Genomic DNA, 26,109 nt, shown 5'->3' with positions numbered 1-26,109 from the left:
ACTGGTCGGACAAGGCGTTGAACTGCCCTGCCCGGCCCCGCGCGCTACTCTGGCGCGCGAAAGGTCCGGGATCACCCGCGCGCGAGACCGCCGCGCGAGCCGCCCTTCAAGTTCGCCTTCTTCAGCAGACTCTCGTACTGATGCGACATCAGATGAGCCTGGATCTGGGCGATGAAATCCATGACCACCACGACCACGATCAGCAGCGAGGTGCCACCGAAGTAGAACGAGGTGCCCAGTTCGGTGCGCATGACCTCCGGCAGGAGGCACACCAGCACCAGATAAGCCGCGCCGGCCGCCGTCAGGCGGGTGAGGACGCCGTCGATGTAGTCAGCCGTCGCCTTGCCCGGACGGATGCCCGGAATCAGCGCGCCCGACTTCTTCAGATTGTCGGCGGTTTCCTGCGAGTTGAACACCAGCGCGGTGTAGAAGAACGCAAAACCAGCGATGAGCCCGGCGTACAGGATCATGTGGAGCGGCTCGCCCGGGTTCAGCCACTGGCTGACACGATGCAGGAACGACCCCGAATTGCCCTGGCTGAACCAGTTGGCCGCCGTCGCCGGGAACATCACGATGCTCGAGGCGAAGATGGCCGGGATCACGCCCGACATGTTGAGCTTCAGCGGCAGGAACGACGACTGGTTCATGTACGCGCTACGGCCGCCCTGACGACGGGCGTAGTTCACCGTGATCCGGCGCTGGCCCCGCTCGACGAACACCACGAAGTACGTGAAGCCCAGGACGATCGCCACCACGACGATGGCCACGAGCGCGCTCATGTCGCCGTTGCGGATCTGCTCGAACATGCCGAACACGGCCGCCGGCAGGCCTGCCACGATGCCCGCGAAGATGATCAGCGAGACGCCGTTGCCGATGCCGCGCTCCGTCACCTGTTCGCCCAGCCACATCAGGAACATGGTGCCCGCCGTCAGCGCGATCACCGCGGTCAGGATGAAGCCCGGACCCGGGTTGTAGACCACCGCGATGCCCTGGCTCGCGCCACCGGCCTGAAGCGCGGTGGCGATACCCCAGGCCTGGAACACGGCCAACGGGATCGCACCCATGCGCGACCACTGGTTGATCTTGCGCCGGCCCGACTCGCCTTCCTTCTGGATGGCCTTCAGACTGGGCACGATCTGCACCAGCAGCTGCACGATGATCGACGCCGAGATGTACGGCATCACGTTCAGCGCGAACAGGCTGAAGCGATGGAGGGCGCCACCGGAGAACATGTTGAACATGTCCACGATGGTGCCCTTCTGGGTTTCCATCAGCCGGAGCATGGCTTCCGGATTGACGCCCGGCACCGGGATGTAGCAGCCGATGCGGTAGACGATCAGGGCACCGACCACGAACAGCAGGCGCTGGCGGAGCTCGGTGAACTTGCCGAGTCCGCCGCCGAGGCCGGCTACCGCGTTGCTACCGCTGCGCGCCATCCGTCGATTACTCCTCGACCTTGCCGCCGGCCGCTTCAATCGCGGCCTTCGCGCCGGCCGTAGCGGCCACGCCCTTGAGCACGAACTTCTTGGTCAGCTCGCCCTTCACCACGATCTTGGCCTGCTTCGCGGTGCTCGGCACCAGCTTGGCGGCCTTCAGGGCGGCGAAATCGACGTCACCGGCCGGCAGCTTGTCCAGCTGGTACAGCAGCACTTCGGCCGTGTCCCTGGCGAGCTTCGAACGGAAGCCGATCTTCGGCAGACGGCGCTGCATCGGCATCTGACCGCCTTCGAAGCCGGCCTTGATCTTGCCCTTGCCCGAGCGCGCGAACGAGCCCTTGTGACCGCGACCGGCGGTCTTGCCCAGGCCGGAACCGATACCGCGACCGACGCGGGTGCGCTCGGTACGGGCGCCCTCGGCGGGCTGCAGAGTGTTGAGACGCATGTTGATTACTCCTCGACTCGGACGAGGTAGTGCAGCTGATTGATCAGGCCACGCACCTGCGGGCTGTCCTTCAGTTCACGCACGTCGTTGAGCTTGTTCAGGCCCAGCGCACGCACCGACAGACGGTGACGCGACTGGGTGCCACGCAGACCCTTGACCAGGCGCACCTTGACGGTGCCGCCGGCGACAGCTTCGTTCTTAGCCATTGATCAGGTCCTCCACCTTCTTGCCACGCTTCGCGGCGATCTTGGCCGGCGAATGCATGTCGGTCAGGCCCTTCAGCGTGGCGCGGACCAGGTTGATCGGGTTACGCGAACCGACGGCCTTGGCCAGCACGTTCTTCACGCCGACGGCTTCCAGGACGGCGCGCATCGCGCCACCAGCGATGACGCCGGTACCTTCGGAAGCAGGCTGCATGAACACGCGGGCTGCGCCGTGGCCGGCCTTCACCGAGTGCCACAGGGTGCCGTTGTTCAGGTCGACGTTTGCCATCGACTTGCGAGCGTATTCCATCGACTTCTGGATCGCGACCGGCACTTCGCGCGCCTTGCCATAACCGAAGCCGACCTTGCCGTTGCCGTCGCCCACCACCGTCAGCGCGGTGAAGGTGAACTGGCGACCGCCCTTGACGGTCTTGCTGACGCGGTTGACCGCGATCAGCTTCTCGATCATGCCGTCGTCGATCTCTTCGCGGTTGCGGTCGCGATCACGACCCCGCGGTGCACGGTGTTCTTCTGCCATTTCGATAGCTCGGTAGTTGAGGGATTTGCGGCTTCGCCGCTTATCGTTGTGGTGTGTTGCGGGTGCTTCGCGATCGCGGAAATCCGTGGTCGCGCCCGGCATTCCCCATGCCGGCGGGCGAAAACCTGGCGTGGGGACGAATCCCCACGCCTTCAAGGCATCAGAACTGCAGGCCACCCTCGCGGGCGGCGTCGGCGAGCGCCTTGATGCGACCGTGGTAACGGTAGCCCGAGCGGTCGAAGGCGACCTTCTCGATGCCGGCCGCCTTCGCCTTCTCGGCGATGATGCGACCGACCTTGGCGGCGGCGTCGGCGTTCTTGCCGTTCTTCAGGCCTTCCTTGACGTCGGACTGCACGGTCGAGGCCGAAGCCAGGACCTTGGAGCCGTCGGAGGTGAAGACCTGGGCGTACAGGTGCTGGCCGGTGCGCAGCACCGACAGGCGCGGCACGCCGAGTTCGCGGATGTGCGCGCGGGTCGACTTGGCGCGGCGCAGACGGGCGGTGTTCTTGTTCATGTGCGTATCTCCGAAAGCTGAAGACCCGGTTAGGCCTTCTTGGCTTCCTTGCGGATGATGACTTCGCCGGCGTACTTCACGCCCTTGCCCTTGTAGGGCTCCGGCGGACGGACAGCGCGGATCTTGGCGGCGAACTCACCGACCGCCTGCTTGTCTGCGCCGGCGACGACGATTTCGGTCTGCGACGGCGTGGCGATGGTGATGCCGGCCGGAGCCTGCAGCAGCACCGGGTGCGAGAAACCCAGCGCCAGGTTCAGGTCCTTGCCCTGCATCGAGGCACGGTAACCGACGCCCACCAGCTCGAGCTTGCGCTCGAAGCCTTCGGAAACGCCCTTGACCATGTTGGACAGGATGGCGCGCAGCGTGCCGGCCAGCGGGATCAGGGCGGCGTCCTCGGTGGAGAACGTGGCCGTGCCGTTGTCGACATTGACGTTGATACCGGCCGGCTTCGCGACGCTCAGGGTGCCCTTCGGGCCCTTGGCGCTGATCGATTCGGCCTGGATGTTGAGTTCGACACCCTTCGGGAGGGCGACCGGCTTCTTGGCAACTCGGGACATGTCTATTCCTCCCTTAGGCCACGAAGCACAGGACCTCACCGCCGACGCCCTGCTGGCGCGCCTGCGCATCGGTCATGATGCCCTTCGAGGTGGAGATGATGGCGATACCGAGGCCGCCCAGGACCTTCGGCAGATTGGCCTTGCCGCGGTACTGGCGCAGGCCCGAACGGGAGTAGCGCTCGAGGCGCTCGATCACCGGCTTGCCTTCGTAGTACTTCAGCGAGATTTCGAGTTCGGACTTGCCGGCGCCGGCTTCGGTCACGCGCGAACCGAGGATGTAGCCCTCGTCCTGCAGCACCTTGGCGATGGCCACCTTGACCTTCGACGACGGCATCTTCACCGTCTGCTTCCGGACAGCCGCCGCATTCTTGATGCGGACCAGCATGTCGGCGATGGGATCAGTCATGCTCATGAATATGCACCTATGAGTAGCACCGATATCCGCGGGATTGCGAATTCAGTTGTAGTGCCTGCTTGATCGGGAAAGTTCCCGGCAGGCGCCCCGCCCTGTCGGCCGGGGCATGACGCGAGCGAGCCGGCAAGTCTAGCAGACTTGCCGGCGCCCTGTCTTACCAGCTGGCCTTGCGCAGGCCCGGAACGTCACCGTTCATGGTGGCCTTGCGCAGCATGTTGCGGCCGAGGCCGAACTTGCGGTACACGCCACGCGGACGGCCCGACAGCTCGCAGCGGTTGCGCTGGCGGCTCGGCGAGGAGTCGCGCGGCAGCTTCTGCAGCTTGGTGGCCGCTTCCAGCTTGTCCTCGTACGAGGCCGTCTGGCTGGAGATGATCTTCTTCAGCGCTTCGCGCTTGGCGCCGTGCTGCTTGGCCAGCTTCGCCCGCTTGATCTCGCGGTTGACCATGGAGGTCTTAGCCATTGTTCAATCCTCGAGTTAGTTGCGGAACGGGAAGCGGAACGCTTCCAGCAGGGCCTTCGCCTCGGCGTCGGTCTTCGCGGTCGTGGTGATCGCGATGTCCATGCCGCGGATCGCGTCGACGGCGTCGAAGTCGATTTCCGGGAAGATGATCTGTTCCTTGACGCCCATGTTGTAGTTGCCACGGCCATCGAACGAACGACCCGACACGCCGCGGAAGTCACGCACGCGCGGCAGCGAGATGTTGATCAGACGGTCGAGGAACTCGAACATGTGGGCGCGACGCAGCGTCACCTTGCAGCCGATCGGCCAGCCGTCGCGGATCTTGAACGAAGCCACCGACACGCGGGACTTGGTCACGATCGGCTTCTGGCCTGAGATCTTGGTCAGGTCGGCGACCGCGTTCTCCAGGATCTTCTTGTTCGTGGCGGCTTCGCCAACGCCCATGTTGATCGTGATCTTTGACAGGCGCGGCACTTCCATCGGGTTCGTGTAACCGAACTTCTTGGTCAGGGCCGGGACGACTTCGTCCTTGTAGAACTTTTCGAGACGGGTGGTCATTTGAGCATTCCTCAGGCGTCAACCGCCTCACCGCTGGAGCGGAACACACGCAGTTTGCGTCCATCCTCCAGCACCTTGAAACCGACGCGCTCACCCTTGCCAGTGGCCGGGTTGAACAGCATCACGTTGGAAATGTGGATCGGCGCTTCGCGCTCGACCACGCCGCCCGGCTGGCCAGCCTGGGGGTTCGGCTTGGTGTGGCGCTTGACGACGTTGATGTTCGACACGACGACCTTCTCGCCGAGCACGCGCACCACTTCGCCCTTCTTGCCCTTGTCCTTGCCGGTGGTGACGATCACCTGATCGCCCTTGCGGATACGGTTCATATCAATTCCTCCGCTCAGAGCACTTCAGGAGCGAGCGAGACGATCTTCATGAACTTCTCGGTACGCAGCTCGCGGGTCACAGGCCCGAAGATGCGGGTACCGATCGGTTCCTGCTTGTTGTTCAGGAGCACCGCGGCGTTGCCGTCGAAGCGGATCAGCGAACCGTCCGGTCGACGCACGCCCTTGCGGGTGCGCACGACGACGGCGTCGTAGACGTCGCCCTTCTTGACCTTGCCACGCGGGATCGCGTCCTTGACGGTGACCTTGATGATGTCGCCGATGCCGGCGTAACGGCGCTTCGAGCCGCCCAGCACCTTGATGCACATCACTTCCTTGGCACCGGAGTTGTCAGCCACATCGAGGTAGCTCTGCATCTGGATCATGACTCAGCCTCCTCTTATTCGGCCGCGCGGCTGACGATCTCAACCACGCTCCAGTTCTTGGTCTTCGACATCGGCGCAACTTCCTTCACCCGCACGACGTCGCCTTCCTTGCAGGCGTTGTCGGCGTCGTGGGCGTGGAGCTTGGTCGAGCGGCGGATGTACTTGCCGTACAGCGCGTGCTTGACCTGGCGCTCGACGAGCACGGTGACGGTCTTGTCCATCTTGTTGCTGACAACCCGGCCTTCAACCGTGCGGACAGCCTTCTCTGTATTGTTGTCGGTCATGGCGGGTCCTTACTTCTTCTCGCCGAGCAGCGTGTTGACGCGAGCGATCTCGCGGCGCACGCGGCGGACGTCGTGGGTCTTGGCGAGCTGGCCGGTGGCCTTCTGCATGCGCAGGGAGAACGTCTCCTTGTGCAGCTCGGCCAGATGGGCCTTCAGTTCGTCGGCCGACTTCTCTCGCAGTTGCTTGAGGTCCATTAGCGCACCGTCCGGGTAACGAAAGTGGTGGTCACCGAGAGCTTGGCGGCGGCCAGACGGAACGCTTCACGCGCCACGTCCTCTGCCACGCCTTCGATCTCGTAAATCATGCGACCGGGCTGGATCTGGGCGACCCAGTACTCGACGTTGCCCTTACCGGAGCCCATTCGGACTTCGATCGGCTTCTTGGTGATCGGCTTGTCGGGGAACACGCGGATCCACATCTTGCCGCCGCGCTTCACGTAGCGGCTGATGGAACGGCGCGCGGCCTCGATCTGGCGCGCGGTCAGCTGACCGTGCGCCGTCGCCTTCAGGCCGTACTCGCCGAAGCTGACGGCATTGCCGTTCCAGCTCAGGCCTTCATTGCGGCCCTTGTGTACCTTGCGGTACTTGGTTCGCTTGGGTTGCAACATGGCTTAGTCCCTCGCCTCGCGGTTGGCGCGCGCCGGACGGGCCGGACGCTCGCTGCGCTCTGCACGCGGCGCTTCTTCCTGCTTCTCCTGGCCCACCTGCGAGAAGTCGAACACCTCGCCCTTGTAGATCCAGACCTTGATGCCGATGATGCCGTAGGTCGTCTTGGCTTCAGCGAAGCCGTAGTCGATGTCGGCACGCAGCGTGTGCAGCGGCACGCGACCTTCGCGGTACCACTCCGAACGCGCGATCTCGGCGCCGTTCAGGCGGCCGGCGACGTTGACCTTGATGCCCAGGGCGCCCAGGCGCATCGCATTGCCCACGGCGCGCTTCATCGCGCGACGGAACATGATGCGGCGCTCGAGCTGCTGCGCGATCGACTCGGCGACCAGCTGCGCGTCGAGTTCCGGCTTGCGGACCTCGGTGACATTGATGTGCGCCGGAACGCCCATCACGTCGCTGACTTCCTTGCGCAGCTTCTCGATGTCCTCGCCGCGCTTGCCGATCACCACGCCCGGACGGGCGGTGTGGATCGTCACGCGGGCGTTGTTCGCCGGACGCTCGATGAAGATCTTCGAGATGCCGGCCTGCGCCAGCTTCTTGCGCAGCAGATCACGGACCTTCAGGTCCGCCGCCAGGAAGTCGGCGTACTGCTTCTTGTTGGCAAACCACTTGGAGTTCCAATCCTTGGCGATGCCCAGGCGGATGCCGGTGGGATGAACTTTATGACCCATTGTCTGACTCCGCCTTACTTGCCCGCGCCCACAACCACAGTGATGTGGCTGGTGCGCTTGAGGATGCGGGTGCCGCGGCCCTTCGCACGCGCCATGAAGCGCTTCAGTGCGGGACCCTCGTCCACCATGATGGTCTTGACCTTGAGCTCGTCGATGTCGGCGCCCTGGTTGTTCTCGGCGTTGGCAATCGCGGACTCCACCACCTTCTTGATCAGGTGGGCAGCCTTCTTGTCCGAGAACTTCAGCAGGTTGACGGCGCGCTCGGCCGACAGACCACGCACCTGGTCGGCGACCAGGCGGGCCTTCTGCGGGGAGATGCGCGCGGTGCGCAGGATGGCTTTCGCTTCCATGGTCATCTCCTTACTTGCCCGACTTCTTGTCGCCGCCGTGACCCTTGAACGTACGGGTCAGGGCGAACTCGCCAAGCTTGTGGCCAACCATGTTCTCGTTGACCAGCACCGGGATGTGGTTCTTGCCGTTGTGCACGGCGATGGTGAAACCCACCATCTCCGGCAGGATCATCGAACGACGCGACCAGGTCTTGATCGGCTTCTTGTTGTTGCCCGCGGTCTCCACCTTCTTGATCAGGTGGTGGTCGACGAACGGGCCTTTCTTCAGTGAACGTGCCATGGCCGATTAGCTCCTGCGATCGCGCACGATGAACTGCTGGGTGCGCTTGTTCTTGCGGGTCTTGTAACCCTTGGTCGGCACACCCCACGGGGTGACCGGATGCGGGTTACCCTGGCCGGCCTTGGCCTCACCACCGCCGTGCGGGTGGTCGACCGGGTTCATGGCCGCACCGCGGACGGTCGGCTTGATGCCGCGCCAACGCGCTGCACCGGCCTTGCCCAGCTTCTCCAGATTGTGCTCGTCGTTGCCGACTTCGCCGATCGTGGCGCGGCACTCGGCCGGCACCTTGCGCATTTCGCCTGAGCGAAGACGCAGCGTGGCGTAGCCCTGCTCGCGAGCGACCAGGTAGGCGCTGGCGCCGGCCGCGCGGGCCAGCTGGGCGCCCTTGCCCGGCTTCATCTCGACGCAGCACACCGTCGTACCGACCGGAATGTTGGTCAGCGGCAGCGTGTTGCCGACGCGGATCGGGGCGTCACGGCCCGCGATCACCTGGTCGCCATCCTTCAGGCCCTTCGGGGCGATGATGTAACGGCGCTCACCATCGACGTAGCACAGCAGCGCGATGTGCGCGGTGCGGTTCGGGTCGTACTCGATGCGTTCGACGCGGGCGGGGATGCCTTCCTTGTCGCGCTTGAAGTCGATGATGCGGTAGTGCTGCTTGTGACCACCACCGATGTGACGGGTGGTGATGCGGCCGTGGTGGTTACGACCGCCGGTCTTGCCCTGCTTCTCGACGAGCGCCGCGTGCGGGGCGCCCTTGTGCAGGCCCGGGGTCACCACGCGAACCGCGCTGCGGCGGCCGGCGGAGGTGGGCTTGAAAGTCATCAATGCCATGGGTCTTTCCTCAGGCCTTGGCCATCACGTCGATCGACTGGCCTTCGGCCAGCGTCACGTACGCCTTGCGCCAGCTGCCGCGGCTACCGGCGCGAAAACGGAAGGACTTGTTCTTGCCCTTGACGTTCACGACGTTGACCGCTTCAACCTTCACTTCGAACAGCTTTTCCACGGCGACCTTGATGTCGGCCTTGGTAGCGTCCGTCGCGACTTCGAAGACGTACTGGTTGGAAACTTCCTGCAGACGGGCGGTCTTTTCGGACACGCGCGGCGCACGGATGATGTTGTAGAGCTTGGCCTCGTTCATGCCAGCCACTCCTCGATCTTCTTGACCGCGTCGGCGGTGACCACGACCGAGTCGGCGCCGACGAGGGCGACCGGATCCAGGCCCTGGACGTCACGCACTTCGACGTACGGCAGGTTGCGCGCCGAGAGGTACAGGTTCTCGGTGGCATCTTCGGTGACGATCAGCGGACGCTTGCCGACTTCCAGGCCCTTGAGCTTGGAAACCAGACCGGCGGTCTTCGGGGCGTCCAGATCGAACGACTCGACGACCTTGATGCGGCCCTGGCGGTTCAGCTCGGACAGGATCGCGGCGATCGCGGCGCGGTACATCTTGCGGTTGACCTTCTGCGCGAAGCTGCGCGGCTTGGCCGCGAAGGTCACGCCGCCGCCGACGAAGATCGGAGCCGTCAGCGCGCCATGACGCGCACCGCCGCCCTTCTGCTTCTTCGACTTCTTGGTCGTACCGTTGACTTCAGAACGGGTCTTCTGCGCCTTGGTGCCCGCGCGACCGGCGTTGCGATAGGCAACGACCACCTGGTGGACCAAGTCTTCGCTGAATTCGCGGCCGAAGATCGCGTCGGAAACCGACACAGTCTTGCTGCTGTTGGTGATGGCGAGTTCCATCGTCATCTCTCCTTATGCCTTGCTCGAGGGACGCACGATGACGTCGCCACCCGGCGCACCCGGCACGGCACCCTTGATGGCGATCAGGCCGCGCTCGGCGTCGACCTTCACCACTTCAAGGCGCTGCGTGGTCTGGGTTTCCGCGCCCATGTGACCGGCCATCTTCTTGCCCGGGAACACGCGGCCCGGCGTCTGGCGCTGGCCGATGGAGCCCGGCGAACGATGCGACAGCGAGTTACCGTGCGTCGCGTCGCCCATCGTGAAGTTCCAGCGCTTGATCGTGCCCTGGAAGCCCTTGCCCTTCGTGACGCCCTGGACGTCGACCAGCTGGCCGGCGCTGAAGATGTCGGCCTTGATCTCGCCGCCCACTTCAAAGCCACCGATCTGGTCGGCTTCCACGCGCAGCTCCCACAGGCCACGACCGGCTTCGACCTTCGCCTTGGCGAGGTGACCGGCTTCCGGCTTGTTGACGAGCGCGGCGCGGCGCACGCCGACGGTGACCTGCACGGCGCTGTAGCCGTCGGTGTCGTCGGTCTTGATCTGGGTGATTCGGTTCGGGGTCGCTTCGATCAGCGTCACCGGAACCGACTTGCCGTCTTCAGTGAAGAAACGGCTCATGCCGGCCTTGCGACCGACGATGCCCAACGAATACTTCTTCGCGGTCATGGTGGGAGCCTCAGGTCAGCTTGATCTGGACGTCGACGCCAGCCGCGAGTTCGAGCTTCATCAGCGCGTCCACGGTCTTGTCGTTCGGATCGACGATGTCGAGCACGCGCTTGTGCGTGCGGGTCTCGTACTGGTCGCGCGCGTCCTTGTCGGCGTGCGGCGACACGAGAATGGTGTAGCGCTCGATCTTGGTCGGCAGCGGAATCGGGCCCTTGACCTGGGCACCGGTGCGCTTAGCCGTCTCGACGATCTCGCTGGCCGAGCGGTCGATCAGGCGATGATCGTACGCTTTGAGCCGGATTCGGATCTTTTGGTCCGCCATGACGGAATTCCTTGGTTAAAAGAGCGACGGGCCGGCCTCTGGGTGTGCCGTACCCCTGAAAAAATGCAAACACCCCGGAGCTGCACCCTCGCCCCGGAGCTTCCATGCCTCAAAAAACAAGGCAGACCGGTCACCCGGCCCGCCCAGACGGAGTAGAACGCACGAAGAGCCCCGTTTAGCGTTCCTTGGAAGCCCGAAGGCCCGGAACGTACGGAGCGCGCCGTGCGACATGTCCCTGTCTGGCGAACACGAGGCGCTTCCTGCACCTCATTTCGCTGGTTGCGGCGGTTCCCGAGGGATCTGCCGCAGTGGTCGTGCATTCTAACCGGATATCCACAGCCTGCGCAAGCACCGGGTCCGGCAAGACAAAGCCCGGCGCGCGAGGCGCCGGGCTTCGTTCATCACTTCAGGATCTTCGCCACCACGCCGGCGCCGACCGTACGGCCGCCTTCGCGGATCGCGAAGCGCAGGCCTTCGTCCATCGCCACCGGGTTGATCAGCGTGACCGACATCTTGATGTTGTCGCCCGGCATGACCATCTCGACGCCTTCCGGCAGCGTCACCGCGCCGGTGATGTCCGTCGTGCGGAAGTAGAACTGCGGGCGGTAGCCCTTGAAGAACGGCGTGTGACGGCCGCCTTCGTCCTTCGACAGCACGTACACCTCGGCTTCGAACTCGGTGTGCGGGGTGATCGAACCCGGCTTGGCCAGCACCTGGCCGCGCTCGACGTCGTCACGCTTGGTGCCGCGCAGCAGCAGACCGGCGTTGTCGCCCGCCTGGCCCTGGTCCAGCAGCTTGCGGAACATCTCGACGCCCGTGACCGTGGTCTTCTGCGTCGGGCGGATGCCGACGATTTCGATTTCGTCGCCCACCTTGATGATGCCGCGCTCGATACGACCGGTCACCACGGTGCCGCGGCCCGAGATCGAGAACACGTCTTCCACCGGCATCAGGAACGGCTTGTCGACGTCACGCTGCGGCTCCGGAATGAACGTGTCCAGCGCGTCCACCAGCTTCAGGATCGCCGGCACGCCGATTTCCGACTGGTCGCCTTCCAGCGCCAGACGCGCCGAACCCTTGATGATCGGGGTGTCGTCGCCCGGGAACTCGTACTTCGTCAGCAGCTCGCGCACTTCCATCTCGACGAGCTCCAGCAGCTCGGCGTCGTCCACCATGTCGGCCTTGTTCAGGAACACCACGATGTACGGCACGCCCACCTGGCGCGACAGCAGGATGTGCTCGCGCGTCTGCGGCATCGGGCCGTCAGCGGCCGAGCACACCAGGATCGCGCCGTCCATCTGCGCCGCACCCGTGATCATGTTCTTCACGTAGTCGGCGTGGCCCGGGCAGTCCACGTGCGCGTAGTGGCGCGTCGGGCTTTCGTACTCGACGTGCGCCGTCGAGATCGTGATGCCGCGCGCCTTCTCTTCCGGCGCCGCGTCGATCGCGTCGTACGCCTTGAACTCGCCACCGAAACGCTCCGCGCCCACCTTCGTCAGCGCCGCCGTCAGCGTGGTCTTGCCGTGGTCGACGTGACCGATCGTGCCCACGTTCACGTGCGGCTTGGTGCGCTCAAACTTACCCTTGGCCATGGCTATCTCTCTCTAAAAAAAGTTGTTGCTAGTTGATCTGGCATAACAGGGTGCCGGCGGGGGCCGGCACCCGCGGACTCAGCTATCAGCCGCCCTTCTTCATCACCGCGTCGGCGATGTTGGCCGGGGCTTCGGCGTAGTGGTCGAACTCCATCGTGAAGGTCGCGCGGCCCTGCGACATCGAACGCAGCGACGTCGCGTAGCCGAACATTTCGCCCAGCGGCACCATCGCGTTGATGACCTTGCCCGACGGGCTGTCGTCCTGACCGGACAGCAGGCCACGGCGGCGGCTCACATCGCCCATGACGTCGCCGACGTACTCTTCCGGCGTCACGATCTCGACCTTCATCATCGGCTCCAGCAGGACCGGATCGGCCTTGCGGAAGCCCTCCTTGAAGGCCATCGACGAAGCGAGCTTGAACGCCATTTCCGACGAGTCGACGTCGTGGTACGAACCGAAGACGAGCTTGACCTTGACGTTCACCACCGGGAAGCCGGCGAGCGGACCACTGGTGATCGTCTCGCGCAGGCCCTTCTCGACCGCCGGGATGAATTCCTTCGGGATCACGCCGCCGGTGATGTCGTTGATGAACAGGAAATCGTTCTCGACGTCCGGATTGGCGCGATCGGCTTCGGTCATCGGCGACAGCTCGATCACGACGTGACCGTACTGACCCTTACCGCCCGACTGCTTGGCGTGCTTGTAGTCCGACTTCACGTCCGACTTGCGGATCGTTTCGCGGTAGGCCACCTGCGGCTTGCCGACGTTCGCTTCCACGTTGAACTCGCGACGCATGCGGTCGACGATGATGTCCAGGTGCAGCTCGCCCATGCCGGCGATGATGGTCTGGCCGGATTCCTCGTCGGTACGGACGCGGAAGGAGGGATCTTCCTGCGCGAGACGCGACAGGGCCATGCCCATCTTTTCCTGGTCCGACTTCGTCTTCGGCTCGACCGCCATCGAGATGACGGGCTCCGGGAAGGTCATGCGCTCGAGCGTGATGACGTGGTCGGCGGCGCACAGCGTGTCGCCGGTGGTCACGTCCTTCAGGCCCACGGCGGCAGCGATGTCGCCCGCGCGGACTTCCTTGATTTCGTCACGCTGGTTGGCGTGCATCTGCAGGATGCGGCCGATGCGCTCCTTCTTCGACTTGACCGGGTTGAACACCTGGTCGCCGGAGTTGAGCACGCCCGAGTAGACGCGGAAGAACGTCAGCGCGCCGACGAACGGGTCGGTCATGATCTTGAACGCGAGCGCGGAGAACGGCTCGGAATCCGACGCCTTGCGGCTGTCTTCCTTTTCGTTCTCGTCGATGCCCTGCACCGGCGGACGATCGGCCGGCGACGGCAGCAGGTTGATCACGCCGTCGAGCATGGCCTGCACGCCCTTGTTCTTGAACGCCGAGCCGCAGAACACCGGCACGATTTCCACGCGCAGGGTGCGCTCGCGCAGGCCGGCGATGATCTCGGCCTCCGACAGCTCGCCTTCGGACAGGTACTTGTCCATCAGCGCTTCGTTCGCTTCGGCCGCGGCTTCGACCATGAAGCTGCGCGCAGCCTCGGACTTCGCCTGCAGATCGGCCGGAATGTCGCGGTACTCGAACTTCGTGCCCTGCGAGGCGACATCCCAGTGGATGGCCTTCATCTTGAGCAGGTCGATCACGCCCTCGAAGCCGTCTTCAGCGCCGACCGGCACCTGCATCGGCACGGCGTACGCGCCCAGGCGGGACTTCAGCTGTTCGACGACCTTGTCGAAGTTGGCACCGGTGCGGTCCATCTTGTTGACGAACGCCATGCGCGGCACCGAGTACTTGTTGGCCTGGCGCCACACGGTCTCGGACTGCGGCTGCACGCCACCGACGGCGCACAGGACGAACACCGCGCCGTCGAGCACGCGCAGCGAACGCTCCACCTCGATGGTGAAGTCGACGTGGCCTGGGGTGTCGATGATGTTGAAGCGGTGCTGCGGCAGGGACTTGTCCATGCCGGTCCAGAACGCGGTCGTCGCGGCCGACGTGATGGTGATGCCGCGCTCCTGCTCCTGCTCCATCCAGTCCATCGTCGCGGCACCTTCGTGCACTTCGCCGATCTTGTGGCTGACGCCGGTGTAGAACAGGATGCGTTCCGACGTGGTGGTCTTGCCGGCATCGATGTGGGCCATGATGCCGAAGTTGCGGTAACGCTCGATGGGAGTGGTGCGAGCCACGGGACCCTCTCGTAAATTTTGGAATTCCAGATGGCCAGATGCCGGCACTGGGCCGGCGTCCGGTTCGCATGGCGGCTCTCTTGCCGCCGCGGCAGCTCAGCGGGCTGCCGGGGCCGGCGACCCCGATATGGGGCCGCCTCGCTCAGATCACCAGCGGTAGTGAGCGAACGCCTTGTTCGCTTCCGCCATGCGGTGGGTTTCTTCGCGCTTCTTGATGGCGCCGCCACGGTTTTCCGAGGCGTCCAGCAGTTCCGCCGCGAGCTTGCGCGGCATCGTGTTTTCACCGCGCTTGCGGGCCGACTCGATCAGCCAACGCATCGCCAGCGCCATGCGGCGCGAGGCGCGCACTTCGACCGGCACCTGGTAGGTGGCGCCGCCGACGCGACGCGACTTCACTTCGACCGCCGGAGCCACGTTGCCCAGCGCCTTCTCGACGAGTTCGAGGGCGTTGGGGTTCTTCTCGCCGATGACATCCATCGCGCCGTAGACGATCTTCTCGGCGACCGACTTCTTGCCGCTCTGCATGACCATGTTGATGAAACGGGCGATCGTCTCGCTGCCGTGCTTGGGGTCCGGCAGGACCGAACGCTGGGGGGTGGAACCTTTACGCGACATGGTGCGTACCTATTCTGTGATTCTTGTACGAAAGGCCGTTGGAGCGACCGAACGGATCAGGACTTCGGACGCTTGGCGCCGTACTTGGAGCGGGCCTGGCGACGCTTGGCGACGCCGGCGGCGTCGAGCGAACCACGCACGGTGTGGTAACGCACGCCCGGCAGGTCCTTCACACGGCCGCCGCGGATCAGCACCACCGAGTGCTCCTGCAGGTTGTGGCCTTCGCCACCGATGTACGAGATGACCTCGTAACCGTTGGTCAGGCGCACCTTGGCCACCTTGCGCAGCGCCGAGTTCGGCTTCTTCGGGGTGGTGGTGTACACACGGGTGCAAACGCCACGACGCTGCGGGCAGTTCGCCAGCGCCGGCGAGGCGCTCTTGTAGGTGGTCGCCTGCCGCGGCTTGCGGACCAGCTGATTGATCGTCGCCATCTGGAACTCTTTGAGGAAGGCCGTCGGGCCTACGTGGAAAAAACGAACGGCACGCCGGAGGAACCCGGCATACCGAGACGAAAAAGTATAGCCCGCGTTCGACGTTACCGTCAACGCGGACTAAACCGGATGCCCTGCCCGGCCATCATGGATGGCGCACGGCTGGGGCTTCACTGCGATCCCGCCCGTCCTAGGCCGAACACGAGGCGCATTCCTTGCGACCTCATTTCGTGATCTGGGCGAACCACGAAGGTTCGCGAAAACGCCGGGATTGTACCGGCAAACCGGGCGAGTGGAAACCCGCCCGGCGTGGCGCCCCTTACGAGGCGCTGGACTCCTCGCCCTGGACGTCGGCGGTCTCGGTCGCCGGCTCGGCGCTCGCCACCGGGGTGGACAGCGCTTCCAGCTCCGATTCCGTCAGGCCCGTGGCGCCGCGACGGCGCTGGGTGTGGTACGCCAGACCGGTACCGGCCGGGATCAGGCGACCCACGATCACGTTCTCCTTCAGGCCACGCAGGCTGTCGCGGGTACCGCGCACGGCGGCCTCGGTCAGCACGCGGGTGGTTTCCTGGAAGGAAGCCGCCGAGATGAACGACTCGGTCGCCAGCGAGGCCTTGGTGATGCCGAGCAGCACCGGCTCGAACTTCGCCACGATCTCGTTGCGACCCGCCAGGCGCGCGTTCTCCTCGATCACGCGCTGGCGCTCGACCTGCTCGCCATTGAGGAACTTGCTGTCGCCCTGGTCGATGATCTCGACCTTGCGCAGCATCTGGCGAACGATCACCTCGATGTGCTTGTCGTTGATCTTCACGCCCTGCAGGCGGTAGACGTCCTGGATTTCCTTGGTCAGGTACACGGCCAGCGGCTCGACACCCAGCAGGCGCAGGATGTCCTGCGGGCTCGGCTCGCCGTCCACCACGGTCTCGCCCTTCTCGACGTGCTCGCCTTCGAACACGATGATCTGGCGGTACTTCGGGATGAGCTCTTCGTGCTCGTTTCCGTCGGTGTCCTTGATGATCAGGCGCTGCTTGCCCTTGGTGTCCTTGCCGAACGACACGATGCCCGAACGCTCCGCCAGCACCGCCGGATCCTTCGGCTTGCGGGCTTCGAACAGGTCGGCCACGCGCGGCAGACCACCGGTGATGTCGCGCGTCTTCGACGCTTCCTGCGGGATCTTGGCGACCACGTCGCCCACGCCCACCGGCGCGCCGTCCTGCAGGTTCACGATCGAGCGCGGCGGCAGCAGGTACTGCGCCGGCAGATCGGTACCCGGGATGGTCAGGTCCTTGCCGTTCTTGTCGACGATGCGGACGATCGGACGCAGGTCCTTGCCCTGCGAGCCGCGACGCTTCGGATCGGTGATCTCGCGCGAGGCCAGGCCGGTCAGTTCGTCGGTCTTCTCGATGACGGTGACGCCGTCGACGAAGTCGATGAAGCGCACGAAGCCCGCCACTTCCGACACGATCGGGTGGTTATGCGGATCCCAGTTGGCGACCGTCTGGCCGGCCTTGATCTCCGCGCCGTCCTTCACGGTGACGGTGGCGCCGTACGGCAGCTTGTAGCGCTCGCGCTCGCGGCCGTGGCCGTCGAGCACCGACAGTTCGCCCGAACGCGAGACCGCCACCAGGCTGCCGCTGGCGTGCTCGACGTGCTTGAGGTTGTTGAACTTGATCGTACCGGTGGTCTTGACGGTCACGTTGTCGATGGCCGCAGCACGCGACGCCGCACCACCGATGTGGAACGTACGCATCGTCAGCTGCGTACCCGGCTCGCCGATCGACTGCGCGGCGACGACGCCGACCGCTTCGCCGTGGTTGACCAGGTGACCGCGACCCAGGTCGCGACCGTAGCAGTGCGAGCACACGCCGAACGAGCTGGAGCAGGTGATGGTCGAACGCACCTTGATCGACTGGACGCTGGCGTCCTCGAGCTTCTGCACCCAGGCTTCGTCGAGCAGGGTGTTGCGCGTGACGATCGGTTCCTCGTCGTTGCCCGGCAGGAACACGTCCTCGGCCACGACGCGACCGAGCACGCGGTCGCGCAGCGGTTCGACCACGTCGCCGCCTTCGACGATCGGGGTCATGGTGAGACCTTCGAACGTGCCGCAATCGGTCTCGGTGATCACCACGTCCTGCGCCACGTCGACGAGGCGGCGGGTCAGGTAACCCGAGTTCGCCGTCTTCAGCGCGGTATCGGCCAGACCCTTACGGGCACCGTGGGTCGAGATGAAGTACTGGAGGACGTTCAGGCCTTCGCGGAAGTTCGCGGTGATCGGCGTCTCGATGATCGAGCCGTCCGGCTTGGCCATCAGGCCGCGCATGCCGGCCAGCTGACGGATCTGCGCCTGCGAACCACGCGCGCCGGAGTCGGCCATGATGTAGATCGAGTTCATCGACTTCTGGTCGATGGTCTCGCCCTTCGCGTTCTGCACCTTCTCGGTGCCGATCGCGTCCATCATCGCCTTGGCCACGCGCTCGTTCGTGCGCGACCAGATGTCGACGACCTTGTTGTAGCGCTCGCCGGCGGTGACCAGACCCGACTGGTACTGCTCCTGGATTTCCAGGACTTCGGCTTCCGCCTCGTCCAGGATGCCCTTCTTCTCGACCGGGATGAGCATGTCGTCGATGCCGATCGACACGCCGGCACGCGTTGCGTAGCCGAAGCCGGTGTACATCAGCTTGTCGGCGAACACGACCGTGTCCTTCAGGCCGAGCATGCGGTAGCACGAGTTGATCAGGCGGCTGATGTTCTTCTTGGTCAGCTCGACGTTGGCCAGCGCGAACGGCAGGCCTTCCGGCAGGATTTCACGCAGCAGGGCGCGACCCACGGTCGTGTCGACGATCGAGGTCTTCTGCTCGGTGGTGCCGTCCTCGTTCCTCACCGTCTCGGTGATGCGCACCTTGCACTTGGCGTGCAGCTGCACGACCCGGTTGTCGTAGGCGCGCTTGACTTCGGCGACGTTGGCGAACGCCATGCCCTCGCCCGCCTTGTTTTCCAGGGCGCGGGTCATGTAGTACAGGCCGAGCACGACGTCCTGCGACGGCACGATGATCGGCTCGCCGTTCGCCGGCGACAGGATGTTGTTCGACGCCATCATCAGCGCACGCGCTTCCAGCTGGGCTTCCAGCGAGAGCGGCACGTGGACGGCCATCTGGTCACCGTCGAAGTCGGCGTTGAACGCGGTGCAGACCAGCGGATGCAGCTGGATCGCCTTGCCTTCGATCAGCACCGGCTCGAACGCCTGGATGCCCAGGCGGTGCAGCGTCGGCGCGCGGTTCAGCAGGACCGGATGCTCGCGGATCACCTCTTCGAGGATGTCCCACACCTCGGCCTCTTCGCGCTCGACGAGCTTCTTGGCGGCCTTGATCGTCGTGGCGAGGCCACGGCGCTGCAGCTTGGCGAAGATGAAGGGCTTGAACAGCTCCAGCGCCATCTTCTTCGGCAGGCCGCACTCGTGCAGGCGCAGGGTCGGACCGACCACGATGACCGAACGGCCCGAGTAGTCCACGCGCTTGCCGAGCAGGTTCTGGCGGAAGCGGCCCTGCTTGCCCTTGATCATGTCGGCGAGCGACTTGAGCGGGCGCTTGTTGGTGCCGGTGATGGCACGGCCGCGACGGCCGTTGTCCATCAGCGCGTCGACCGACTCCTGCAGCATGCGCTTCTCGTTGCGCACGATGATGTCGGGCGCGTTGAGTTCGAGCAGGCGACGCAGGCGGTTGTTGCGGTTGATGACGCGGCGGTACAGGTCATTGAGGTCGGAGGTCGCGAAGCGGCCACCGTCCAGCGGCACCAGCGGACGCAGGTCCGGCGGCAGCACCGGCAGCACGGTCATGACCATCCACTCCGGACGGTTGCCGGATTCGAGGAAGGCTTCGACCAGCTTGATGCGCTTGGTGAGGCGCTTGAGCTTGGTCTCGCTGTTGGTCGCGGCGATCTCTTCCTTCAGCGTGACCATTTCCGACTGCAGGTCGATCGTGCGCAGCAGCTCATAGACGGCCTCGGCGCCCATCGACGCCTCGAAGTCGTCGCCGTGCTCCTGGCGCGCCTGCAGGAACTGCTCTTCGGTGAGCAGCGTGCCGCGCTCCAGCGCGGTCAGGCCCGGCTCCGTCACCACGTAGGCTTCGAAGTACAGGATGCGTTCGATGTCGCGCAGCGTCATGTCCAGCATCAGGCCGATGCGGGACGGAAGCGACTTCAGGAACCAGATGTGCGCGACCGGCGAGGCCAGGTCGATGTGGCCCATGCGCTCGCGGCGCACCTTGGCCAGCGTCACTTCCGTGCCGCACTTCTCGCACACCACGCCACGGTGCTTCATGCGCTTGTACTTGCCGCACAGGCACTCGTAGTCCTTGATCGGACCGAAGATCGCGGCGCAGAACAGGCCGTCGCGCTCGGGCTTGAAGGTGCGGTAGTTGATGGTTTCCGGCTTCTTCACTTCGCCGTAGGACCAGGAACGGATCAGGTCCGGCGAGGCCAGCGCGATCTTGATGGCGTCGAAGTCGATCGCCGCGCGCTGCTGGTTGAAGAGGTTGAGCAGGTCTTTCATGTTTTTCTCCAATCGGAGGAATTCGTCGATGGGCCGTAAATCGCTGAGTCAATGCAGCGGGAAGCGCGCGTTCCGCGGCGCTTCCCGCAACCCGATCAGTTCTCTTCCAGCTCCATGTTGATCGCGAGCGAGCGGATTTCCTTCACCAGGACGTTGAAGGACTCCGGCATGCCGGCCACCATCTCGTACTCGCCGTCGACGATGTTCTTGTACATCTGGTTGCGGCCCTGCACGTCGTCGGACTTCACCGTCAGCATTTCCTGCAGGGTGTAGGCCGCGCCGTAGGCTTCCAGCGCCCAGACTTCCATTTCGCCGAAACGCTGGCCGCCGAACTGCGCCTTGCCGCCCAGCGGCTGCTGGGTGACGAGCGAGTACGGACCGGTCGAACGCGCGTGCATCTTGTCGTCGACCAGGTGGTTCAGCTTCAGCATGTGCATGTAGCCGACGGTGACCTTGCGCTCGAATGCTTCGCCGGTACGACCGTCGAACAGTTCGGTCTGGCCGCTGGACGGAAGGTCCGCCAGCTCCAGCATGCGCTTGATCTCCGACTCGGCCGCACCGTCGAACACCGGCGTCGCCATCGGCACGCCATCGGTGAGGTTCTTCGCCAGGCGCAGCAGCTCCTCATCGGTGAACTGCGTCAGGTCGACGCGCTCACCCACGACCGAGTTGTCGTGGTTGTAGATCTCGTTGAGGAACTTGCGCAGCTCGCCGATCGCCTGCTGTGCTTCCAGCATGCGCTGGATCTTCTGGCCCAGGCCCTTGGCGGCCCAGCCCAGATGCACTTCGAGGATCTGGCCGATGTTCATACGCGACGGCACGCCCAGCGGGTTCAGGACGATGTCGACGGTCTGGCCGTCGGCCGCGTACGGCATGTCCTGCACCGGCACGATGGTCGACACGACACCCTTGTTGCCGTGACGGCCGGCCATCTTGTCGCCCGGCTGGATGCGGCGCTTCACCGCGAGGAACACCTTCACCATCTTCAGCACGCCCGGAGCGAGGTCGTCGCCCTGGGTGATCTTGCCGCGCTTGTCGGCGAAGCGCTTCTCGAACTCCGCCTTGTGCACTTCGATCTGCTTCTGCGCGCGCTCGATCGCCTCGACGGCGTCATCGTCCTTCATGCGCAGGGTGAACCAGTCCTTCTTCGCCAGGCCATCGAGTACCAGCGAGGTGACGGTATCGCCCTTCTTCAGGCCGCCGCCGCCGTTGGCGGTCTTGCCGACCAGTTGGGACTTCAATCGGTCGTAGATCGCGGCTTCGAGGATCCGGTACTGATCGTCGAAGTCCTTCTTGACGCGACGGATTTCCGATTCCTCGATCTGGCGGGCGCGCTTGTCCTTCTCGATGCCGTCGCGGGTGAAGACCTGCACGTCGATGACGGTGCCGTCCATGCCCGGCGGCACGCGCAGCGAGCTGTCCTTAACGTCGGACGCCTTCTCGCCGAAGATCGCGCGCAGCAGCTTTTCTTCCGGCGTCAGCTGGCTCTCGCCCTTCGGCGTGACCTTGCCGACGAGGATGTCGCCCGCGCGCACCTCGGCGCCGATGTACACCACGCCCGACTCGTCGAGGCGGTTCAGCGCCTGCTCGGAGACGTTCGGGATGTCTGCGGAGATTTCCTCCGGACCCAGCTTGGTGTCGCGCGCGACGCAGGTCAGCTCTTCGATGTGGATCGTGGTGTAGCGATCCTGCTCGACCACACGCTCGGAGAGCAGGATCGAGTCTTCGAAGTTGTAGCCGTTCCACGGCATGAACGCGACCAGCATGTTCTGGCCCAGCGCGAGCTCGCCGATGTCGGTCGACGGACCGTCGGCCAGCACGTCGCCGCGCGCGACCACGTCGCCCACGTTCACCAGCGGACGCTGGTTGATGCAGGTGTTCTGGTTCGAACGCGTGTACTTGATCAGCGTGTAGATGTCGACGCCGGCGTCGGTCTCACCGACGATCTCCGACTCGTTCACCTTCACCACGATGCGGCCGGCGTCGATCTGCTCGATCACGCCACCGCGACGCGCGTTCACCGTCACGCCCGAGTCGCGCGCCACGGCGCGCTCGATGCCGGTGCCGACCAGCGGCTTCTGCGCACGCAGCGTCGGCACGGCCTGGCGCTGCATGTTCGCGCCCATCAGTGCGCGGTTGGCGTCGTCGTGCTCCAGGAACGGAACCAGCGCCGCCGCGACCGACACGGTCTGCATCGGCGAGACGTCCATGAAGTGGATCTCGCTCGGCGGACGCAGCATCGACTCGCCCTGGTAACGGCACGCGACGAACTGGGCGGTGATGTGGCCCTTCTCGTCCTGCGGCGCGTTGGCCTGGGCGATGACGTACTCGTTCTCCTCGATCGCCGACAGGTACTCGACGGCATCGGTCACGCGACCGTCCACGACCTTGCGGTACGGCGTCTCGAGGAAGCCGTACTTGTTGGTGCGCGCGAACACGGCCAGCGAATTGATCAGGCCGATGTTCGGGCCTTCCGGCGTCTCGATGGTGCAGACGCGACCGTAATGGGTCGGGTGCACGTCGCGCACTTCGAAGCCGGCGCGCTCACGGGTCAGGCCGCCCGGACCGAGGGCCGACACGCGACGCTTGTGCGTGACTTCCGACAGCGGGTTGTTCTGGTCCATGAACTGCGACAGCTGCGAGGAGCCGAAGAACTCCTTGATCGCGGCGGCCACCGGCTTGGCGTTGATGAGTTCCTGCGGCGTCAGGCCTTCGGACTCGGCCATCGACAGGCGCTCCTTCACGGCGCGCTCGACGCGGACCAGGCCGACGCGGAACACGTTCTCGGCCATTTCGCCGACCGAACGCACGCGACGGTTGCCCAGGTGATCGATGTCGTCGACGGTGCCGCGACCGTTGCGGATCTCGGTCAGCACGCGGATGACGTCGAGGATGTCCGACGTCTGGCCGCACTCGCCGCGCAGGCGCACGGACTCTTCGTCCTTGCGCTCGGCGAAGTACTTGGCGTCGTACAGCACCGACGCGCCCTCGGTTTCCTTGCGGCCGAGGCGACGGTTGAACTTCATGCGACCCACGGCCGACAGGTCGTAGCGCTCGAAGGTGAAGAACAGGTTGTGGAACAGGTTCTGCGCGGCGTCCTTGGTCGGCGGCTCGCCCGGACGCATCATGCGGTAGATCTCGACCAGCGCTTCCAGCTGCGTCTTGGTCGCGTCGATGCGCAGGGTGTGCGAGAGGTACGCACCGCGATCCAGGTCGTTCACCCACAACGTGCCGACCGACTCGATGCCGGCCTTGCGGAACGCGGCCAGATGGTCTTCGGTGATCTCGTCGTTGGCGATGGCCAGCAGTTCGCCGGACTTCGTGTCGACGACGTCATGCGCCAGGATGCGGCCGACGAGGTATTCGTCCGGCACGGCCAGGGCGGAGATGCCCGACTGCTCCAGCTGCTTGACGTGGCGCGCGGTGATGCGGCGGCCGGCTTCGACGATGACCTTCTCGCCATCGGACAGGTCGAAGTTCAGCGTTTCGCCGCGCAGGCGCTCCGGCACGAGCTCCAGCTGCACGCCTTCGCTCGGATCGACGTGGAACGTGTTGATCTCGAAGAACTCGCGCAGCATTTCTTCGTTGTTGTAACCGAGCGCACGCAGCAGCACGGTCACCGGCAACTTGCGGCGACGGTCGATACGGGTGAACAGCGCGTCCTTCGGGTCGAACTCGAAGTCCAGCCACGAGCCGCGATACGGAATGATGCGGGCGCTGTACAGCAGCTTGCCCGAGCTGTGCGTCTTGCCGCGATCGTGGTCGAAGAACACGCCCGGCGAACGGTGCAGCTGCGAGACGATGACGCGCTCGGTGCCGTTGACGATGAAGGTGCCGTTCTCGGTCATGAGCGGGATCTCGCCCATGTAGACCTCCTGCTCCTTCACGTACTTGATGGCCTTGGTCGACGACTCGCGGTCGTAGATCACCAGGCGCACGGTCACGCGCAGCGGCGCGCCGTAGGAGAGGCCGCGGTTGCGGCACTCGCGCTCGTCGAACGGGGGTTCGCCGAGCTTGTAGCCGACATATTCCAGCGCGGCGTTGCCGCTGTAGCTGACGATCGGGAACACCGACTTCAGCGCGGCATGGAGGCCGCGATCGGCACGCTTGGCCGGATCGGTGTGTTCCTGCAGGAACTCGCGGTAGGAATCGACCTGGATGGCCAGCAGGAAGGGCACTTCAAGGATCGACTTGCGCTTGCCGAAGTCCTTGCGGATGCGCTTCTTTTCGGTGAACGAATAATTCGTCGTGGAAGCCGTGGTCATGATGAGCTGCCGCCTCGGTTTTCTCTGGATCGAAGGTTCGGATCGAGAAGGGAAACGGGTGCCTGCGTGCCATGTCATTCCAACCGGACTGACGTGTTTCGCTTGCGGCGTTTCCGTTGTCTCGAATCGCGACCCCTTCAGGGGAATGAACTGTCAGTTGGAAGCCGCGGGTATTGCCGGCACCCGCACGCCCTCTAGTGCTGCTTCCAACTACCAACTCGGTTGGGTTTTCTTTGTTGCCGGGAACGTGAAAATCCGCGTTTCCCTTGGAACGGCCAAAGGCCGGGGACTTTCGTCCCCAGCCTTCAGGTGGTCGCCGGTACTGCGCTCTCGGTCAAGAGCTGGCGACGCGGGTACTGCTTACTTCAGCTCGACGGTCGCGCCAGCGGCCTCGAGTTCCTTCTTGAACTTCTCGGCGTCTTCCTTCGAAGCGCCTTCCTTGATGATGCCGCCGGCCTCGGTCAGGTCCTTCGCTTCCTTCAGGCCCAGGCCCGTGATGGCGCGAACCGCCTTGATGACGTCGACCTTCTTCGCGCCGGCATCCTTCAGGACGACGGTGAACTCGGTCTGCTCTTCGACGGCCGGGCCGGCAGCGGCCGGGCCAGCGGCCACGGCAACCGGAGCGGCGGCGGAGACGCCGAACTTGTCTTCGATCGCCTTGACCAGGTCCATGACCTGGCTGATGGTCATGCCGGCAACGGCGTCGACGATCTGTTCGTTGGTAAGGGACATGTTGTTAACCTCTGGAAATATTTGAACGTACGAATCGGTTCAGTCGCGTCACACGAGCGGCGGTTACGCCGTCTCGGCTGCGGCCTCGGCAGTTGCTTCGCCACCACCCTGCTTGTCGGCGACCGCCTTGACGGCGCGGCCGAACATGGTGACCGGCTCGGCCAGGACGCGGGCCAGCATGGCCAGGGCCTGTTCGCGGGTCGGCAGGGAAGCGAGGACTTCGACGTGCGCGCCCGGGTAGAGCTTGCCGTCGATGGAAACGACCTTCGCCTGCAGCTTGTCGTTGGTCTTGGCGAATTCCTTGATCAGACGCCCGGCAGCACCGGGGTCTTCCGACGAGAACGCATACAGCAGCGGACCGACGAGCGCGTCTTTCGTGCACTCGAACTCGGTACCTTCGACGGCGCGCGCGGCCAGGGTGTTCTTGACAACCTTCAAGAACACGCCGGTCTCGCGAGCCTTCTTGCGCATCGCGGTCATCTGGCTGACCGTGGTGCCTGCGTACTCGGCAGCGACCAGGGAGTGCGCCTTCGAAGCGACTTCCGCCAATTCGGCGACTACTTCTTGCTTCTGGGACAGATTGAGAGCCATTGCACTCCTCCAAATGAACTCCGCTCGCGGCTCCAGCCGCTTGCGGTCCTGGGCGGCACCGGATCCCTGGCGCCGGGGATGTCGAAGCATCCCGGTGGTGGCCAATCCAGAAAGATTTCCAGAAGGCACCATCTACGCAGGCCGACCCGGACGGGTCCGGATTAAGCAGCCCCGCTTCCACCGACGGCGATTCCCTGCCATGTCGAGCATCCCTGCCCGTCGCCGGTAGGCGCTGACCGCACCTGCGGTCTTTGACGGCTGCCGCGCGGACCGGAGTCGTTGCGACGCCCTCAAAAGTTTCGTCAATCGAT

General features: G+C 64.8%; 30 protein-coding genes. All 30 read right to left on the bottom strand.

Annotation, left to right across the window (positions count from 1 at the left end; all coding sequences use genetic code 11):
* Window positions 1–71: 71 nt before the first annotated feature.
* Window positions 72–1,436, bottom strand: coding sequence for a preprotein translocase subunit SecY (secY, locus tag AC3ANK_RS04330; RefSeq protein WP_206859813.1), 1,365 nt, complete (start codon window positions 1,434–1,436; stop codon window positions 72–74).
* Between the two features lie 7 nt (window positions 1,437–1,443).
* On the bottom strand, window positions 1,444–1,887 hold the full coding sequence (gene rplO, locus AC3ANK_RS04325; RefSeq protein ID WP_484172836.1) for a 50S ribosomal protein L15: 444 nt from the start codon (window positions 1,885–1,887) through the stop codon (window positions 1,444–1,446).
* A complete protein-coding gene (gene rpmD, locus AC3ANK_RS04320) occupies window positions 1,887–2,087 on the bottom strand; it encodes a 50S ribosomal protein L30 (RefSeq protein WP_115843848.1) in 201 nt (66 codons plus the stop codon). The genes rplO and rpmD overlap by 1 nt, the downstream gene beginning before the upstream one ends.
* A complete protein-coding gene (gene rpsE / locus AC3ANK_RS04315; protein WP_484172835.1) occupies window positions 2,080–2,622 on the bottom strand; it encodes a 30S ribosomal protein S5 in 543 nt (180 codons plus the stop codon). The genes rpmD and rpsE overlap by 8 nt, the downstream gene beginning before the upstream one ends.
* Window positions 2,623–2,782: 160 nt before the next feature.
* Entirely contained in the window at window positions 2,783–3,136 is a 354-nt protein-coding gene (gene rplR, locus AC3ANK_RS04310) for a 50S ribosomal protein L18 (protein ID WP_206859814.1), read from the bottom strand.
* 29 nt (window positions 3,137–3,165) lie between these two features.
* Entirely contained in the window at window positions 3,166–3,693 is a 528-nt protein-coding gene (gene rplF, locus AC3ANK_RS04305; protein WP_206859815.1) for a 50S ribosomal protein L6, read from the bottom strand.
* Between the two features lie 13 nt (window positions 3,694–3,706).
* Window positions 3,707–4,105, bottom strand: coding sequence for a 30S ribosomal protein S8 (rpsH, locus tag AC3ANK_RS04300; protein WP_206859816.1), 399 nt, complete (start codon window positions 4,103–4,105; stop codon window positions 3,707–3,709).
* Between the two features lie 157 nt (window positions 4,106–4,262).
* Window positions 4,263–4,568, bottom strand: a complete 306-nt coding sequence (gene rpsN / locus AC3ANK_RS04295) for a 30S ribosomal protein S14 (protein ID WP_206859817.1) — start codon at window positions 4,566–4,568, stop codon at window positions 4,263–4,265.
* 15 nt (window positions 4,569–4,583) lie between these two features.
* A complete protein-coding gene (rplE, locus tag AC3ANK_RS04290) occupies window positions 4,584–5,126 on the bottom strand; it encodes a 50S ribosomal protein L5 (protein WP_206859818.1) in 543 nt (180 codons plus the stop codon).
* A gap of 11 nt (window positions 5,127–5,137) precedes the next feature.
* Entirely contained in the window at window positions 5,138–5,452 is a 315-nt protein-coding gene (rplX, locus tag AC3ANK_RS04285; protein WP_206859819.1) for a 50S ribosomal protein L24, read from the bottom strand.
* 14 nt (window positions 5,453–5,466) lie between these two features.
* Window positions 5,467–5,835, bottom strand: coding sequence for a 50S ribosomal protein L14 (gene rplN, locus AC3ANK_RS04280; protein ID WP_056136003.1), 369 nt, complete (start codon window positions 5,833–5,835; stop codon window positions 5,467–5,469).
* A gap of 14 nt (window positions 5,836–5,849) precedes the next feature.
* Complete coding sequence (rpsQ, locus tag AC3ANK_RS04275) at window positions 5,850–6,119, bottom strand: 30S ribosomal protein S17 (RefSeq protein ID WP_484172199.1); 270 nt, start codon at window positions 6,117–6,119, stop codon at window positions 5,850–5,852.
* Window positions 6,120–6,128: 9 nt separating this feature from the next.
* Window positions 6,129–6,314: a 50S ribosomal protein L29 gene (gene rpmC / locus AC3ANK_RS04270; protein WP_206859820.1), complete on the bottom strand. Its 186-nt coding sequence runs from the start codon at window positions 6,312–6,314 to the stop codon at window positions 6,129–6,131.
* On the bottom strand, window positions 6,314–6,727 hold the full coding sequence (rplP, locus tag AC3ANK_RS04265) for a 50S ribosomal protein L16 (RefSeq protein ID WP_055902334.1): 414 nt from the start codon (window positions 6,725–6,727) through the stop codon (window positions 6,314–6,316). Before rplP ends, rpmC begins: the two co-directional genes overlap by 1 nt.
* 3 nt (window positions 6,728–6,730) lie before the next feature.
* Complete coding sequence (gene rpsC / locus AC3ANK_RS04260; RefSeq protein WP_206859821.1) at window positions 6,731–7,459, bottom strand: 30S ribosomal protein S3; 729 nt, start codon at window positions 7,457–7,459, stop codon at window positions 6,731–6,733.
* Between the two features lie 14 nt (window positions 7,460–7,473).
* A complete protein-coding gene (gene rplV, locus AC3ANK_RS04255; RefSeq protein WP_115843977.1) occupies window positions 7,474–7,809 on the bottom strand; it encodes a 50S ribosomal protein L22 in 336 nt (111 codons plus the stop codon).
* A gap of 10 nt (window positions 7,810–7,819) precedes the next feature.
* Window positions 7,820–8,089, bottom strand: a complete 270-nt coding sequence (rpsS, locus tag AC3ANK_RS04250; protein WP_200606502.1) for a 30S ribosomal protein S19 — start codon at window positions 8,087–8,089, stop codon at window positions 7,820–7,822.
* Window positions 8,090–8,095: 6 nt separating this feature from the next.
* Window positions 8,096–8,923: a 50S ribosomal protein L2 gene (gene rplB, locus AC3ANK_RS04245; protein WP_206859822.1), complete on the bottom strand. Its 828-nt coding sequence runs from the start codon at window positions 8,921–8,923 to the stop codon at window positions 8,096–8,098.
* Between the two features lie 10 nt (window positions 8,924–8,933).
* Complete coding sequence (gene rplW, locus AC3ANK_RS04240) at window positions 8,934–9,230, bottom strand: 50S ribosomal protein L23 (protein WP_115843875.1); 297 nt, start codon at window positions 9,228–9,230, stop codon at window positions 8,934–8,936.
* Complete coding sequence (gene rplD / locus AC3ANK_RS04235) at window positions 9,227–9,832, bottom strand: 50S ribosomal protein L4 (RefSeq protein WP_206859823.1); 606 nt, start codon at window positions 9,830–9,832, stop codon at window positions 9,227–9,229. Before rplD ends, rplW begins: the two co-directional genes overlap by 4 nt.
* Before the next feature lie 12 nt (window positions 9,833–9,844).
* The gene (rplC, locus tag AC3ANK_RS04230; protein WP_206859824.1) at window positions 9,845–10,498 is read right to left on the bottom strand and encodes a 50S ribosomal protein L3; all 654 of its coding nucleotides are present in this window, start codon (window positions 10,496–10,498) and stop codon (window positions 9,845–9,847) included.
* A 10-nt stretch (window positions 10,499–10,508) separates the two neighbouring features.
* Entirely contained in the window at window positions 10,509–10,820 is a 312-nt protein-coding gene (gene rpsJ / locus AC3ANK_RS04225; RefSeq protein WP_036137876.1) for a 30S ribosomal protein S10, read from the bottom strand.
* 401 nt (window positions 10,821–11,221) lie between these two features.
* Window positions 11,222–12,412 carry an elongation factor Tu gene (tuf, locus tag AC3ANK_RS04220; RefSeq protein WP_206859825.1) on the bottom strand — a complete coding sequence of 397 codons (1,191 nt, stop codon included), beginning with the start codon at window positions 12,410–12,412 and terminating at the stop codon, window positions 11,222–11,224.
* Window positions 12,413–12,497: 85 nt separating this feature from the next.
* Complete coding sequence (fusA, locus tag AC3ANK_RS04215; RefSeq protein ID WP_206859826.1) at window positions 12,498–14,618, bottom strand: elongation factor G; 2,121 nt, start codon at window positions 14,616–14,618, stop codon at window positions 12,498–12,500.
* A 147-nt stretch (window positions 14,619–14,765) separates the two neighbouring features.
* The gene (gene rpsG, locus AC3ANK_RS04210) at window positions 14,766–15,233 is read right to left on the bottom strand and encodes a 30S ribosomal protein S7 (protein ID WP_206859827.1); all 468 of its coding nucleotides are present in this window, start codon (window positions 15,231–15,233) and stop codon (window positions 14,766–14,768) included.
* Between the two features lie 56 nt (window positions 15,234–15,289).
* Window positions 15,290–15,664 carry a 30S ribosomal protein S12 gene (gene rpsL, locus AC3ANK_RS04205; RefSeq protein ID WP_206859828.1) on the bottom strand — a complete coding sequence of 125 codons (375 nt, stop codon included), beginning with the start codon at window positions 15,662–15,664 and terminating at the stop codon, window positions 15,290–15,292.
* 319 nt (window positions 15,665–15,983) lie between these two features.
* Window positions 15,984–20,210 (bottom strand): DNA-directed RNA polymerase subunit beta', encoded by a 4,227-nt coding sequence (gene rpoC, locus AC3ANK_RS04200; protein WP_206859829.1) that lies wholly within the window; start codon window positions 20,208–20,210, stop codon window positions 15,984–15,986.
* A 95-nt stretch (window positions 20,211–20,305) separates the two neighbouring features.
* Window positions 20,306–24,475, bottom strand: a complete 4,170-nt coding sequence (rpoB, locus tag AC3ANK_RS04195; RefSeq protein ID WP_206859830.1) for a DNA-directed RNA polymerase subunit beta — start codon at window positions 24,473–24,475, stop codon at window positions 20,306–20,308.
* Between the two features lie 360 nt (window positions 24,476–24,835).
* Window positions 24,836–25,207 (bottom strand): 50S ribosomal protein L7/L12, encoded by a 372-nt coding sequence (gene rplL / locus AC3ANK_RS04190; protein ID WP_484172198.1) that lies wholly within the window; start codon window positions 25,205–25,207, stop codon window positions 24,836–24,838.
* Between the two features lie 63 nt (window positions 25,208–25,270).
* On the bottom strand, window positions 25,271–25,798 hold the full coding sequence (gene rplJ, locus AC3ANK_RS04185; protein ID WP_206859832.1) for a 50S ribosomal protein L10: 528 nt from the start codon (window positions 25,796–25,798) through the stop codon (window positions 25,271–25,273).
* Window positions 25,799–26,109 lie beyond the last annotated feature (311 nt).

Source organism: Lysobacter sp. SCRH-1R, assembly GCF_057747855.1.
The sequence above is the reverse complement of the archived record's forward strand: the minus strand, read 5'-3'. Positions and strand labels throughout refer to the sequence as shown.